12 protein-coding genes and 1 riboswitch are annotated in these 13760 nt (G+C 63.3%); of the genes, 5 read left to right on the top strand and 7 right to left on the bottom strand.

Annotation, left to right across the window (positions count from 1 at the left end):
• Positions 1-243: 243 nt before the first annotated feature.
• The 5 genes from H7687_RS15870 to moaA form a co-directional block, all read right to left on the bottom strand.
• Positions 244-1593: an electron transfer flavoprotein subunit alpha gene (locus H7687_RS15870; protein ID WP_183349138.1), complete on the bottom strand. Its 1350-nt coding sequence runs from the start codon at positions 1591-1593 to the stop codon at positions 244-246.
• Between the two features lie 85 nt (positions 1594-1678).
• Complete coding sequence (locus H7687_RS15865; RefSeq protein WP_183349136.1) at positions 1679-2491, bottom strand: electron transfer flavoprotein subunit beta/FixA family protein; 813 nt, start codon at positions 2489-2491, stop codon at positions 1679-1681.
• Positions 2492-2628: 137 nt separating this feature from the next.
• A complete protein-coding gene (locus H7687_RS15860) occupies positions 2629-2802 on the bottom strand; it encodes a hypothetical protein (RefSeq protein ID WP_183349134.1) in 174 nt (57 codons plus the stop codon).
• A 47-nt stretch (positions 2803-2849) separates the two neighbouring features.
• The gene (locus H7687_RS15855; RefSeq protein ID WP_183349132.1) at positions 2850-3281 is read right to left on the bottom strand and encodes an MOSC domain-containing protein; all 432 of its coding nucleotides are present in this window, start codon (positions 3279-3281) and stop codon (positions 2850-2852) included.
• A 115-nt stretch (positions 3282-3396) separates the two neighbouring features.
• Complete coding sequence (gene moaA, locus H7687_RS15850) at positions 3397-4377, bottom strand: GTP 3',8-cyclase MoaA (protein WP_183349130.1); 981 nt, start codon at positions 4375-4377, stop codon at positions 3397-3399.
• A 489-nt stretch (positions 4378-4866) separates the two neighbouring features.
• Between moaA and H7687_RS15845 the strand changes: the two genes are divergently transcribed.
• From H7687_RS15845 to H7687_RS15825, 5 genes are all read left to right on the top strand, one after another.
• Entirely contained in the window at positions 4867-6030 is a 1164-nt protein-coding gene (locus tag H7687_RS15845) for an iron-containing alcohol dehydrogenase (protein WP_183349128.1), read from the top strand.
• A gap of 172 nt (positions 6031-6202) precedes the next feature.
• A riboswitch (molybdenum cofactor riboswitch) is annotated at positions 6203-6324 on the top strand.
• Positions 6325-6363: 39 nt separating this feature from the next.
• Positions 6364-8094 carry an aldehyde ferredoxin oxidoreductase family protein gene (locus tag H7687_RS15840; protein WP_183349125.1) on the top strand — a complete coding sequence of 577 codons (1731 nt, stop codon included), beginning with the start codon at positions 6364-6366 and terminating at the stop codon, positions 8092-8094.
• A 70-nt stretch (positions 8095-8164) separates the two neighbouring features.
• Positions 8165-8389, top strand: a complete 225-nt coding sequence (locus tag H7687_RS15835) for a MoaD/ThiS family protein (protein ID WP_183349123.1) — start codon at positions 8165-8167, stop codon at positions 8387-8389.
• 1 nt (position 8390) lies between these two features.
• The gene (locus tag H7687_RS15830; RefSeq protein WP_183349121.1) at positions 8391-9242 is read left to right on the top strand and encodes a HesA/MoeB/ThiF family protein; all 852 of its coding nucleotides are present in this window, start codon (positions 8391-8393) and stop codon (positions 9240-9242) included.
• Positions 9243-9370: 128 nt separating this feature from the next.
• Positions 9371-10612: a molybdopterin molybdotransferase MoeA gene (locus H7687_RS15825; protein WP_183349119.1), complete on the top strand. Its 1242-nt coding sequence runs from the start codon at positions 9371-9373 to the stop codon at positions 10610-10612.
• A 577-nt stretch (positions 10613-11189) separates the two neighbouring features.
• Here H7687_RS15825 and ahcY read toward each other — a convergent pair.
• Together ahcY and H7687_RS15815 are read right to left on the bottom strand one after the other, a co-directional pair.
• A complete protein-coding gene (gene ahcY, locus H7687_RS15820; protein ID WP_183349117.1) occupies positions 11190-12584 on the bottom strand; it encodes an adenosylhomocysteinase in 1395 nt (464 codons plus the stop codon).
• Between the two features lie 162 nt (positions 12585-12746).
• Complete coding sequence (locus tag H7687_RS15815) at positions 12747-13664, bottom strand: ArsR/SmtB family transcription factor (protein WP_183349115.1); 918 nt, start codon at positions 13662-13664, stop codon at positions 12747-12749.
• Positions 13665-13760 lie beyond the last annotated feature (96 nt).

Genomic DNA, 13760 nt, shown 5'->3' with positions numbered 1-13760 from the left:
CATCCTTCATGGACACCTCCAACGTGGTTTCGGTGTCCACAGGATTACGCGATGGCTATTCGATTGTCAGAGAACTTTGTCTACGATGTGGTGGCACTTATTTGTGTCCACGATGTCGTGGCACTCAACAATTACCACGTTAAGCGGCACCCTCACCCCTACCCTCTCCCACCTGCGGGCCGAAGCCCTATGGAGGGCGAGGGAGAGTTTCTGCAAGCTGGCTGCGGCGGAAGAAGACCGTCCTTACGCCGCCTGGACGTCCTTGACCTCGGTGTTCCCCTTGCTTGCCTTCATCTCGCGCAACGCGGCGATGAGGGCCGGGACCACGTCGAAAAGATCACCGACGATGCCGTAGTTGGCCACCTCGAAGATGGGCGCTTCCTTGTCGCGGTTGATGGCGACGATCAGGTCGGAGTCCTGCATGCCGACCAGGTGCTGGATCGCGCCCGAGATGCCGCAGGCGATGTAGATCTTGGGGCGCACCGTCTTGCCGGTCTGCCCCACCTGGCGGTCGCCCGGCATCCACCCCGCGTCGACCGCGCTGCGCGAGGCGCCCACCACGCCCCCCAACTCGTCGGCCAGCTCCTGCAGGATGGCGAAGTTCTCCTTGGCCATCATGCCGCGCCCGCCCGAAACGATGAACTCCGCGCCGGCGATGTCGACCTCCCCCGCCTTCTTGTCGCGGATGACCTGGAGCACCTTGGTGAAGATGTCCGCCTCCGCGATGGGGAGGCTGACCGGGACGACCTTGCCGGTGCGCCCGGTCATCTGCGCCGGCATCGGCATCACGTGGGAGCGCACCGTCGCCATCTGGGGGCGGAAGCGGTCGCACATGATGGTGGCCATGATGTTGCCGCCGAAGGCCGGTCGGGTCTGCATCAGGTTGCGCTTGGCGTCGATGTCCAGGCCGGTGCAGTCCGCGGTGAGGCCGGTCTTGACGCGGGTCGCCACGGCGCCGGCCAGGTCGCGTCCCATGCCGGTCGCGCCCATGAGCACGATCTCCGGCTTGAACTTGTCGATCAGGTGGCACAGGGCGTCCAGGTACGGGTAGGTCCGGTAGTGCTTGAGCACCGGCTGGTCCATGAGGTAGGCCTTGTCCGCGCCGTAGCTGAAGGCCTCGCGGCACAGGTGCTCCACCTTGTCCCCCATGACCACCGCGCACAGCTCCACGCCCAGCTTGGCGGCCAGTTCCTGTCCCTTGCCCATCAGTTCCCAGGAGACGCGGGCCGCCTCCCCTTCGGTCTGTTCCACGAAGACCCAGACCCCGCGGTAGGCCGCCACCAGTTCGCGGCGCGCCAGTTCCTCAGGGTCGGCATCCTCTTCCGCCAGGTCCTGCTGTCCGGCCAGCTGCGCCAGGATCTCCAGTTCCTCCGGGGAGTAGAAGATCTCCAGGGCCGAGCCGGGGCAGGCCTTGACGCACTTGAGGCAGCCGATGCACTTGGAGAGTTCGATCTGCGGTTCGCCCGCCTCGCTCATCTGGATGCCGTCCACCGGGCAGCTGCTCTGGCAGCGCGCGCCGCAGGCGATGCACTTCCCCTCTATGAGCCTGACCTTGCCCCGCGGCTTTTTCGGTTTGTTTTTAAGCTCAGCCATCTTTATCCCACTCCTAGTCACGTCCATCAGGTCCACCGGGTGCACCGGTGTCCACTCAGTCCATTAAGGTTTTGGTGACTGGTGACTACACCGCCAGCATGTCGCTGGCCACCAGCTTCTCCAGCAGCAGCCGTGCGGTCCCCGCCGGGTCGCCCAGGCCGTCGCCGATGATCTCCCCCGCCGCGCGCTGCGGCGAGAAGATCCTGCTCACCCAGGTGGGCGAGCCCTTCAGGCCGACGCTGTTCGGGTCCAGTTGGAGTTCCTTGTTGTCCCAGACCTTGACCTCCGCCTTGGCCGCCTTGAGCCGCATGGGGACTGTCGGGTAGCGCGGGCGGTTCAGTTCCCGCACCACGGTGATCATGGCCGGCAGTTTCGCCTCCACGATCTCGTAGCGCCCTTCCAGCTTGCGCCGGACCCGGATTTTCTTGGCCAGGAAGTCGAGGTGTTCGATCCGGTCCACCAGGGTAAGTTGCGAGAAGCCGAGGCGGATGGCGATGCCCGGGCCGACCTGGGCCGTGTCGCCGTCGATGGTCTGTTTGCCGCAGAACACGATGCCCACCTCGTCCTCCTGGGCCAGTTTCCTGATCGCCGCCGCCAGCACGTTGCTGGTGGAGAGCGTATCCGCGCCGCCGAAGGCGCGGTCCGAGCAGAGGATCGCCTCGTCCACCCCCAGGGCCAGTGCCTTTCTCAGGGTCGCCTCCGTGTTGGGCGGTCCCATCGAGAGGGCGGCCGCCTTGAAGCCGTAGCGGGCCTTCATGCGCAGGCTTTCTTCCAGAGCATGGGTGTCGTAAGGGTTGACGATGAATGGGATGCCATCGCGCACCAGCGTGTTGGTCACCGGGTCAATCTGCACCTGCGTCGTATCCGGCACCTGTTTAATGCAAGCCACCACGTACATGTAAGGTCCTCTCGTTCAACAAACATTCAAAAGCTTTTACCGGCTTCGCCTACAAACGCTCACCAGCTTTCAGCCACAGTCCACCGTGTCCACGGGAGTCCACCAGGTCCACCGCGTCCACCAAGGTTTTAGTGGCTTTAATGGCTGGCCCTGGAAAGCTCCCACTGCTCCCTGAAAAGAGCGAATGCCTCGCGCATGATGAAGGAAGCCTTCTTCCCCCTCTTGTCCATCAGCTTCTGGATTGCGTCGCGCTCGTCGTCGCTCATACGGATCGAAATGATGTTCACTTTTTTCTGGCTTCTGTCCTTCATGACTTCCTCTCCCCTTCTGTTTATACGTCCTGAAAATATGCTGCCGCTTAGAGCAGCTCGATCTCGTCGTCGGGGCGCACCACCCCGCCGCTAATCACCGTGGCAAAAACACCTTCCTTGGGCATGACGCAGTCGCCGGCCTGGTAGTAGATGGCGCAGCGGGTGTGGCACTCCTTCCCGATCTGGGAGATCTCCAGCACCACCGGCCCGATGCCCAGACGCGCGCCGATGGGGAGGTGCATGAGGTCGATGCCCCGGGTGGTGATGTTCTCGGCAAAGTCCCCGGCGCCGACCGACAGCCCCAGTTGCACCATCTTGTCTATGCTCTCCTGGGCGAGGAGGCTCACCTGGCGATGCCAGTCGCCCGCGTGCCCGTCACCGATGATGCCGAAGTTCTCCCGCAGGTGCACCTCCGGCGCGGCCTTCTTCCTCTCGCCCTTGTTGCGGCTTATGTTGACCGCCACTACCGATGCGCTCATGAAATCCTCCGTTACGTACAGCCCGGTTAGGGGGACAGGCACCTGCGGAGCCAGTCCCCTTGCAGCCTTTCGCCAGCCGGTGTTAGGGGGACAGGCACCTGGCGGAGCCAGTCCCCTATCCGCCGATCCTCGACATGTTGACCACCGCCTGCTCGGCGTCTTCCTCGGCGATGTGATGCCTGCCCGGCTTCTGGGTCACGATTCTCTTCAGGGTCTGCCCCAGCGCCTCCGGGTCGCCCGAGGCCAGAAGCGGCTTCAGGTCCGTCCCCTGTTCGGAGAAGAGGCAGCCGCGCACCCGGCCGGTCGCCGTGATCCTGATCCTGTTGCAGCTCTCGCAGAAGTGGCCGGAGACCGGGGTGATGATGCCGATGGCACCCGCCGCTCCCTGTATCTTGTAGTTCCTGGCCGGCCCCGCCATTTCCGAGCTGACCAGCGGCAGCAGCGGATAGCGCTCGCCGATGGCGGCGAGGATCTCGCTCCCCGGCATGCTCTGGGCGCCCCACCCCTCGTCCTGCAAGGTCGGCATGTACTCTATGAAACGGACCGTGAAGGGCTTATCCAGGGTGAGCGCCGCGAAGTCCAGGATCTCCTGGTCGTTCACCCCGCGCATCACCACCATGTTGATCTTGAGCGGGCCGAACCCCGCCTTCTGTGCCGCATCGATCCCCGCCAGCACCCGGTTCAGGTCGGCGCCCCGGGTGATCCTGGCGAAGGTCTCCGGCTGCAGGGAGTCGAGGCTGATGTTGAGTCTCGCCACCCCCGCATCCTTAAGGGGCCGGGCCAGCTCCTCCAGCAGCAGCCCGTTGGTGGTCAGCACCAGTTCCTTCAGGCCCGGCAGCGCCGAGAGGCGCCCCAGGAAATCGACCAGCCCCCTGCGCACCAGCGGCTCCCCGCCGGTCACCCGGATCTTTTCTATCCCCTGCTCGACGCAGGCGGCCGAGACGCGATAGAGCTCCTCGTAGGAGAGCATCTCTTTATGCTCGAGCTTCGCCACCCCCTGCGCCGGCATGCAGTAACAGCAGCGCATGTTGCAGCGGTCGGTGACCGAGAGTCTTAAGTAGTTGATCCGCCTGCCGTAGGTATCGATCAGTGCCATGCCTTTATCCCTCCGGAAACCCGCCTCGCCGTATACAAAGGCAATATCGATACCAATTGTCCCGATTCGGAGCAAAAAGCGGGATCCGCCCCTAATGAGGGAGGAACTAAGCTGGTGAATACATGGGAAACGAACCGATTTTTGAGTTTGTGAATTCAACAAGCGTGCGGGGAGCGCGACCTCGACCGACACAACAAAACGGCCGTTCCACAAAAGAGCAGATGTTCCATTGTGGAACGCTGCAAGTGTTCGATTTGAGGACGCAACCTTGGAAGGGGAATGGGGGAGGATAAACACAGCGCCGGTTAAGTATACGGTATCCTGTGAATATTATTCAGTATCATGAAAAATTGTGTTTACGGCAAATTCTGGTACGGCCCTTGCGATAGCATAGAAAACCGTTTTAGGAAAGTGTATGCAGCATCGCACCACTATCTTAAAAACAAAAAGAACCGGGTCATCCCGGAAAAACAACAGGGGGAAATGAAAATGGCATTAGGAGAGCAGACTTACGGTTTCTTCATTCCGACGGTATCGCTGATGGGCGTTGGTTCCGCTAAGGAAACCGGCGAGCAGGTCAAGGCACTGGGCGCATCCAAAGCGCTGATCGTCACCGACAAAGGCCTCTCGGCCATGGGCGTTGCCGACAAGATCAAGGAGCAGGTTGAAGCTGCCGGCGTTAAAGCTGTTATCTTCGACGGCGCCGAGCCGAACCCGACCGACATCAACGTACACGACGGCGTGAAGGTATACCAGGAAAACGGTTGCGACGCGATCATCTCCCTGGGCGGCGGTTCCTCCCACGACTGCGGTAAGGGCATCGGCCTGGTCATCGGCAACGGCGGCCACATCCGCGACTTCGAAGGCGTGAACAAGTCCACCAAATCCATGCCGGCATTCGTTGCTATCAACACCACCGCCGGTACCGCTTCCGAAATGACCCGCTTCTGCATCATCACCAACACCGACACCCACGTAAAGATGGCTATCGTCGACTGGCGCTGCACTCCGAACATCGCCATCAACGACCCGCTGCTCATGGTCGGCAAGCCGGCAGCTCTGACCGCTGCCACCGGCATGGACGCCCTGACCCACGCGGTTGAGGCTTATGTCTCCACCATCGCCACCCCGATCACCGACGCCTGTGCCATCAAAGCCATCGAGCTGATCGCCGAGTTCCTCTCCAAGGCTGTCGCCAACGGCGAAGACCTCGAGGCACGCGACAGGATGGCTTACGCCGAGTACCTGGCCGGCATGGCGTTCAACAACGCTTCGCTGGGCTACGTTCACTCCATGGCTCACCAGCTGGGCGGCTTCTACAACCTGCCGCACGGCGTCTGCAACGCCATCCTGCTGCCGGCCGTCAGCCAGTACAACCTGATCGCCTGCCCGAAGCGTTTCGCTGACATCGCCAAGGCCCTGGGCGAGAACGTCGACGGCCTCTCCGTGACCGAAGCAGGCCAGAAGGCGATCGACAGGATCCGCACCCTCTCCGCTTCCATCGGCATCCCGACCGGCCTCAAGGCCCTCAATGTCAAGGAAGAGGATCTGGCCATCATGGCGGAGAACGCGAAGAAGGACGCTTGCCAGTTCACCAACCCGCGCAAAGCGACCCTCGAGCAGGTCATCCAGATCTTCAAGGATGCAATGTAACCAGTAGCAAACGCCCTCCCCTCTCGGGGGGAGGGTTTAACACCTGTAGGGGCGAATAATCATTCGCCCCCGCACCTCCCGCTCTTCGGGAATATGCAACACCGCCTGCGGGCCCAACCGCCGCGCAGGCCCGAGCACATGCAAGAGATGCGTAAGCGGTGTCGGGTCAGTCACGCATCAAAAGCTCCGAGCCGTCGCAGCCTAAAAGGGATCTCCCCTCATGGCTCCAGGCCTACGGGTTTCGCTGGAAACGGCGGAGCCTCCCTCTTGGAAAGGAGTCCCGGCAGCGAGTACTGCCGGTAGAACTAAATAAAAACAGGGAGCTTGAAAAGCATGGATAAGATTTTTCGCGTCAACATGACCGACCTCACCACCAAGATCGAAGAAGTTCCGGCAGCATGGGCTGGCCTGGGTGGCCGTGGCCTCACCTCCACCATCGTGGCCGCCGAAGTACCGCCGACCTGCCACGCACTTTCCGCCGAGAACAAGCTGGTGTTCGCACCGGGCCTTCTGACCGGCACCGCGGCAGCCAACTCCGGCCGTCTCTCCGCAGGCGCCAAGAGCCCGCTCACCGGCGGCATCAAGGAGTCCAACGCAGGCGGCACCGCGGCACAGATGCTGGCCAAACTGGGCATCAAGGCCATCATCATCGAAGGCGCACCGAAAACCGGCGCCTGGTACAACCTGGCCGTGAGCGCGAACGGCGTCACCATCAACGAGGAGAAGGAACTGCTCGGTCTTGGTAACTTCGCCGTCATCGACGCGGTCGAGGCCCGCCTGGGCAAGAAGACCGGCGTCCTCACCATCGGCCCGGCCGGCGAGCTGAAGATGACCGCCGCCAACATCTCCGTCAAGGATCCGGACAGCAAGATCCGCAGCCACGGCCGTGGCGGCCTGGGCGCAGTCATGGGCTCCAAGCAGATCAAGTTCATCTCCATCGACAGCGAAGGCGCGAAAGCCGTGACCATCGCGGACCCGGAGAAATTCAAGACCGCTGCCAGGGCCTTCTCCAAGGCGCTGCTCGACCACCCGGTCTCCGGCGAGGGCCTGCCGACCTACGGCACCAACGTCCTGGTCAACATCCTCAACGAAGCAGGCGGCCTGCCGACCAAGAACTTCACCACCGGCCAGTTCGAAGCCCACGACAAGATCTCCGGCGAGACCATGTACGACACCATCGTGGCGCGCGGCGGCAAGCACAAGCATGGCTGCCACGCCGGCTGCATCATCCAGTGCTCCCAGGTCTACCACGACTCCGAAGGCAAGTACGTCACCTCCGGCTTCGAGTACGAGACCATCTGGGGCCTGGGCGCCGACTGCTGCGTCGAGAATCTGGACGACATCGCACGCGCCGACAACCTGATGGACGACATCGGGATCGACTCCATCGAGACCGCCGTCATGTTCGGCGTGGCCATGGAAGCCGGCATCCTCCCCTTCGGCGACGGCAAAGGCATCATCCGCCTGCTCACCGAAGAGATCGCCAAGGGGACCGCACTGGGCCGCGTGCTGGGCGGCGGCGCAGCTTCCGTCGGCCGCACCTACGGCGTGACCCGCGTACCGGTCGTCAAGAACCAGGGCATCCCGGCCTACGACCCGCGCTCCGTCAAGGGCATCGGCATCACCTACGCCACCTCCACCATGGGCGCCGACCACACCTCCGGCTACACCATCGCCACCAACATCCTCAACGTCGGCGGCTACGTGGACCCGCTCAAGAAGGACGGCCAGGTCGAGCTCTCCCGTAACCTGCAGATCGCGACCGCGGCGGTGGACTCCACCGGTATGTGCATCTTCGTCGCCTTCCCGGCGCTGGACATCCCGGAGTGCCTGCCGGCCCTGATCGACATGATCAACGCCCGCTTCGGCATCGCCCTCACCGGCGACGACGTCACCAACCTGGGCAAGTACATCCTGAAGACCGAGCGCGAGTTCAACCAGAAAGCCGGTCTCACCAACGTCCACGACCGCCTGCCGGACTTCTTCAAGACCGAGCCGGTCGCGCCGCACAACGCGGTGTGGGACTTCACCGACGAGGAAATCGACGAGTTCTGGAACTTCTAGGACCCACCTCTACCCGGCGTGACGGAAGTCACGCCGGGTTTTTCCGTTTGGGTCAACAGGCAGGTGCCGCATGAAGATAACACTCAAGCTTTTCGCCACATTCAGAAACGGCAGGTTCAAGGTAGCCGAGCAGGAGCTCGCCGAGGGGACCGACGTGCGCCAGGTGGTGCTCTCCCTCGGGCTCACCGAAGAGGAGATCGGCATCGTCATGCTGAACGGCCGGCACGGCGAGCTGGACAGCAAGTTGAGCCACGGCGACACGCTTTCGCTCTTTCCCCTGGTTGGAGGAGGCTGATATGCGCAAGGTCATCGCTTTTCTGAAAGAACAGACCCGGGACGGCCTGCTCCCCTGGAGCGCCCAGGACGCCACCGCGCAACGATTCAAGCTGAGCCACGCGGCGGTCGAGCTGGTCGCCCTGCAAAACGGGCTCTTCCCGGCGCGCTACCAGCGCAACCGGAACATGATCCAGGTCGACGAGCAGCTGCGCCTGTTCCAAAGCCGCGTCGCCGTGATCGGCTGCGGCGGTCTGGGGGGCTACGTCCTGGAAGAACTGGCGCGCCTCGGCGTCGGGCAGATCATCGCCGTCGATCCGGACATCTTCGAGGAGCACAACCTGAACCGGCAGATCCTTTCCTCCCCGGCCCTTCTGGGACAGCCCAAAGCGGCGGTAGCCGCCGAGCGGCTGGCGCAGGTGAACCCCGCCGTCACGGTCACCGCCATCCAGGACTACTTCTGCCTGGACAACGGCTTCGAACTGCTGGCGGGAGCGCAGGTGGCGGTGGACGCCCTGGACAGCATCTCGTACCGGCTGCAGTTGGCCGAGTTCTGCAACCAGGCCGGCATCCCCATGGTGCACGGGGCCATCGGCGGCTGGTACGGTCACGTCGCCTCGCAGTTTCCCGGCGAGACCACGGTGCAGCAGATCTATCGCCACTGGGTCGCGGGCAAGGGGATCGAACAGCAACTGGGCAACCCCTCTTTCACGCCGGCGGTCGTGGCCAGCCTCGAAGTGGCCGAAGTGTGCAAGATCCTGCTCGGCAAGGGTGAGCCGCTCAGAAACCGCAAGCTCGCCATCGATCTCCTGGAAATGGAGATGCAGGAGATCTCCTACGCTCCGGCCCCGGTCACCCTGGTGGACGCCGCCTAAGCCCCGGGTCAGCCCCCCTCGCCCTCCGGGAGAGGGGCTGGGGGTGAGGGAGAAGCAAAGCGGCAACGCTGCCGCTAAAAAAACAAGCGACGCCGTCGACGACGCCGCAGAGAGCACCGAGGTGCATCATGCCAAGCTTTGAAGAAGCGCGAGGCATCATACTGGCCCACGTCGCCCCGCTGGGGGAGGAAAATGTACCGCTGCCCGACGCCCTGGGGCGCGTGGTAAGCAGGGACATCATCGCCCCCTGGGACCTGCCGCAATACGACAATTCCGCGATGGACGGTTACGCCGTGCACGCCGCAGATTGCACCTCCGTCCCCACCCGTCTCCTCATCACCGGTTTTCTCCCTGCCGGCGGCGCTGATTGCCCCGCCGTAACCGTCGGCTGTGCCGTGCGCATCATGACCGGTGCGCCCATCCCCGCCGGGTGCAATGCGGTAGTACCCATCGAAGAAACCGAGCAGGAAGGTGATCAGGTGGTCATCAAGCAGAGGGTGCTCCCCAAGCAGCACGTCCGGGTCAAAGGTAGCGACGTCGCCTCGGGCACCCAGGTGCTCCCTGCCGGCAGCCAGGTCCGTCCCGCCGAGATCGGCATGCTGGCCGCCATGGGACAGGCGCTGGTGCCGGTGTTCCGCAAAGCACGGGTGGCAATCCTCTCTACCGGGGACGAACTGATCGAGCTGGGCGAGAGCCCCAAGGCCGGCAGCGTGATCAACTCCAACGCCCTGTCGCTGGCCGCCGCGGTGCGCGAGGCGGGAGCGGAGCCGGTGCTGCTGGGCATCGCGCGCGACAACCTGGAGAGCCACAGAGAGAAGATGCGCGAGGGGCTTTGCTGCGACGCCCTGATCACCTCGGCCGGTGTTTCCGCCGGCGACCGCGACCTGGTCCGGGAGGTTGCCGCGAGCCTGGGCGCAGAGGAACTGTTCTGGAAGATCGGGATGAAACCGGGCGGTCCGACGGCCTTCTCGGTCTGGCAGGGAAAGCCGATCTTCTCGCTCCCCGGCAACCCGGTGTCGACCATGGTGACCTTCGAGCTGCTGGTGAAGCCCGCCCTCCTGAAGATGATGGGGCACCACCGGGTGCTGCCCCCCTTCGTGAAGGGGATCCTGGCCGAGGACGCCCACAAGAAGCCCGGCAAGCTGCACTTCATCCGGGTCACCGTGAAGAAGCGCCACGGCAGGCACGTCGCCTACTGCGCCGGGGAGCAGCACACCGCCATACTCAGCACCATGACCAGGTGCGACGCCCTGGCCGCCCTCCCCTGCGACGCCACCTTCATCCCGGCCGGGAGCGAAGTGGACCTGGCCCTGATGAGGGAAGTCGACCTGCTGAGCGAGGCCGAAGTCGGCATAAGGTGCTGTGCCTGAAGCAGAAGCAAAGCTGAGAGGTTCATAATAATAATTAATTTTGTATATTTTCTTTCCCGAATATGCGATAAAGCGGATGGTAGGATTCGGGAGGTGGGATATGCAAGAGATGTTGATTTTAGGTGGGATCGTAGTGGGGTGGGTCGTGCTGCAGCGCTTCATCCTGCCCAGCATGGGGATCGAGACGTGAATGTCTCCCGCATGCACCTCCGGTCGGGGGAAGAAGAAGGAAGAAGAGAAAGAGCAGCAAGGATAAGAAAGGGCGCCGCTAAAAGCAGGCGCCCTTTCTTTTTGTTCAGATGATAGTCCGTTCGTACCAACCGTAGGGGCGAATAATCGTTCGCCCCCGCCCTCGCCGAGGGGGGACAGGTCGAGGTAACATGTGATCCGTTGTACCCTCGCCCTTCGGGAGAGGGTGGCCGAAGGCCGGGTGAGGGCTTTGCCACAAAGCGATGATGGCGCCCATTGCAGCGCCCTCACCCCCGCCCCTCTCCCGGAGGGAGAGGGGGGATAGGTCAAAGGTTGAAACGTAGAACGTAGAACGTAGAACGTAGAACGTTGAACGTCCGTTGCCTTTTTAATACCTGTAATGCTCCGACTTGTACGGCCCTTCCTTCTTGACGCCGATGTAGGCGGCCTGCGCGTCGGTCAGTTCGGTCAGCATGGCGCCCAGGGTCTTCAGCTGCAGGCGCGCCACCTTCTCGTCCAGCTCCTTGGGGAGGATGTAGACGCCCACCGGGTACTTGCCCGGGTTGCAGAAGATCTCCATCTGCGCCAGGGTCTGGTTGGCGAAGGAGGAGGACATGACGTAGGAGGGGTGGCCGGTAGCGCACCCCAGGTTGACCAGGCGCCCTTCGGCGAGCAGGATGATGCGCTTGCCGTCCGGGAAGATGACGTGGTCGACCTGCGGCTTGATGTTCTCCCACTTGTACTGCTTGAGTTTGGCAACCTCGATCTCGTTGTCGAAGTGCCCGATGTTGCAGACGATGGCGTTGTGCTTCATCGCCTTCATGTGGTCATGGGTGATGACGTCGATGTTGCCGGTGGTGGTGACGAAGATGTCGGCCTTGTCCGCCGCCCACTCCATGGTGACCACCTTGTACCCTTCCATGGCCGCCTGCAGCGCGCAGATGGGGTCGACCTCGGTGACCCAGACCTGGGCCTGCAGCCCGCGCATGGCCTGGGCGCACCCCTTGCCCACGTCGCCGTAACCGCAGATGACCGCCACCTTGCCGGCCACCATGACGTCGGTGGCGCGCTTGATGCCGTCCATCAGGGACTCGCGGCAGCCGTAGATGTTGTCGAACTTGGACTTGGTGACCGAGTCGTTGACGTTGATGGCCGGGAACTTCAGGGTGCCCTTCTCGTACATCTGGTACAGGCGGTGCACGCCGGTGGTGGTCTCCTCGGTCACTCCCTTGATGCAGGCCGCGGTCCTGGAGTACCAGTCCGGCTGCTCGGCGAGGCGCTTCTTGATGGCCGCGAACAGGAACTGCTCCTCTTCGCAGGTCGGGTTGGCGATGACGGAGGGATCCTTCTCCGCGTCGGAGCCCAGGTGCAGCAGCAGGGTGGCGTCGCCGCCGTCGTCGAGGATCATGTTCGGGGCGCCGCCGTCATGCCACTCGAAGATCTTGTGGGTGTAATCCCAGTACTCGGCCAGCGTCTCCCCCTTGTGCGCGAAGACCGGGATGCCTGCGGCGGCGATGGCCGCGGCGGCGTGGTCCTGGGTGGAGAATATGTTGCAGGAGGCCCAGCGCACCTCGGCGCCCAGAGAGGTCAGGGTCTCGATGAGCATGGCGGTCTGGATGGTCATGTGCAGCGAGCCCGCGATGCGCGCCCCCTTGAGCGGCTGGGCTGCGGCGTACTCCTCGCGGATCGCCATGAGGCCCGGCATCTCGGTTTCTGCGATGACCATCTCCTTGCGGCCCCAATCGGCCAGCGACATATCCTTTACGATGTAATCCTTGGTCACGTTACTTCTCCTTTCGATGAGTTAACTTCTGGCTTCATTTGTTTTCTTGAGACTCCCCTCTCCCTCCGGGAGAGGGGCAGGGGTGAGGGCGCTGGAACCAGCGGTAGAGCCGCCATCTCCCTCACCCGCCCTGTCGGGCACCCTCTCCCGGAGGGAGAGGGACTAACGTTTGATCGCTTTGACCAGCAGCACGTCTTCCGCACCGTTAGTGGCGGTGGCGCGCTCGATGGTAACGTCGGAAAGCCCCGCCCCTTCCAGCCACGCCTGCAGCTCATCCTCTTCGAACCCGAGCCACTGGTCGGCCAGTTGCTCCCGGGCCCACTCCTGCTCGTGGCGCGCCAGGTCGGCCAGCACCACTGTCCCCTGCGGCTGCAGCACCCTGACGATTTCGGTCAGTACCGCCTGCGGGTCGGCGGCATGGTGCAGCACCATGTTGGCCACGACGCATCCCGCACCGCCGTCGGCGATGGGAAGATGGGTCATCTCGCCGAGCCTCAGCTCCGCCCCCGGGACGCCGTCCTGGACCAGGCGCCGCCGCGCCTCCACCAGCATGGCAGGCGAATGGTCCACGCCGATCACCTGTCGTGCCTTGCCTGCCAGTTGCGCCATCAGGGTCCCGGTGCCGACGCCGATCTCCAGCAACACGGGCACCTCGGGAACCAGTGCCAGCAGCGCCTCCTGGTACTCCGGTACCGGCAACAGGGTGCGGGACAGCTCGTCCCACTGGGCCGCGTGCCGGTCGAAGAACTCGAGGCTCCGCCTGCGGCGCGCTTCCAGCGCCTGCGCCACGGCGGCGAGGTCGTTGCGGCGCTCCGGAAGCTGCTCCAGTGCGCGCTCGAATTCGGGACGGATGGCGCTGAAGAAGGAGTTCTGCTCCCCCGCGCGGTAGTAGCTCCAGGTCCCCTGGCGTTTGACCGAGAGCACGCCCGCCTCCGCCAGGATCTTCAGGTGTCGCGAGATGCGCGACTGTCCCATCCCCATGATCTGGGTCAGTTCCTGGACCGTGAGCTCGGAGTTGAGCAGCACCGCCACCAGCCGCAGTCGGCACGGGTCGGCCAGCGCCTTGAAAAGTTCCAGCATACGTTATATCAACCTTGGCGTTTTTGTTAAATCAAGTTTTCTTGATATAGCACGACAGGCTGCTGCTGGCAACCGGAAAACGATATTATTTCCCGC

Origin of the sequence: Geomonas paludis, assembly GCF_014193585.1 — a bacterium.
Taxonomy (GTDB): domain Bacteria; phylum Desulfobacterota; class Desulfuromonadia; order Geobacterales; family Geobacteraceae; genus Geomonas; species Geomonas paludis.
This window is presented reverse-complemented; position numbering and strand designations above follow the sequence as displayed.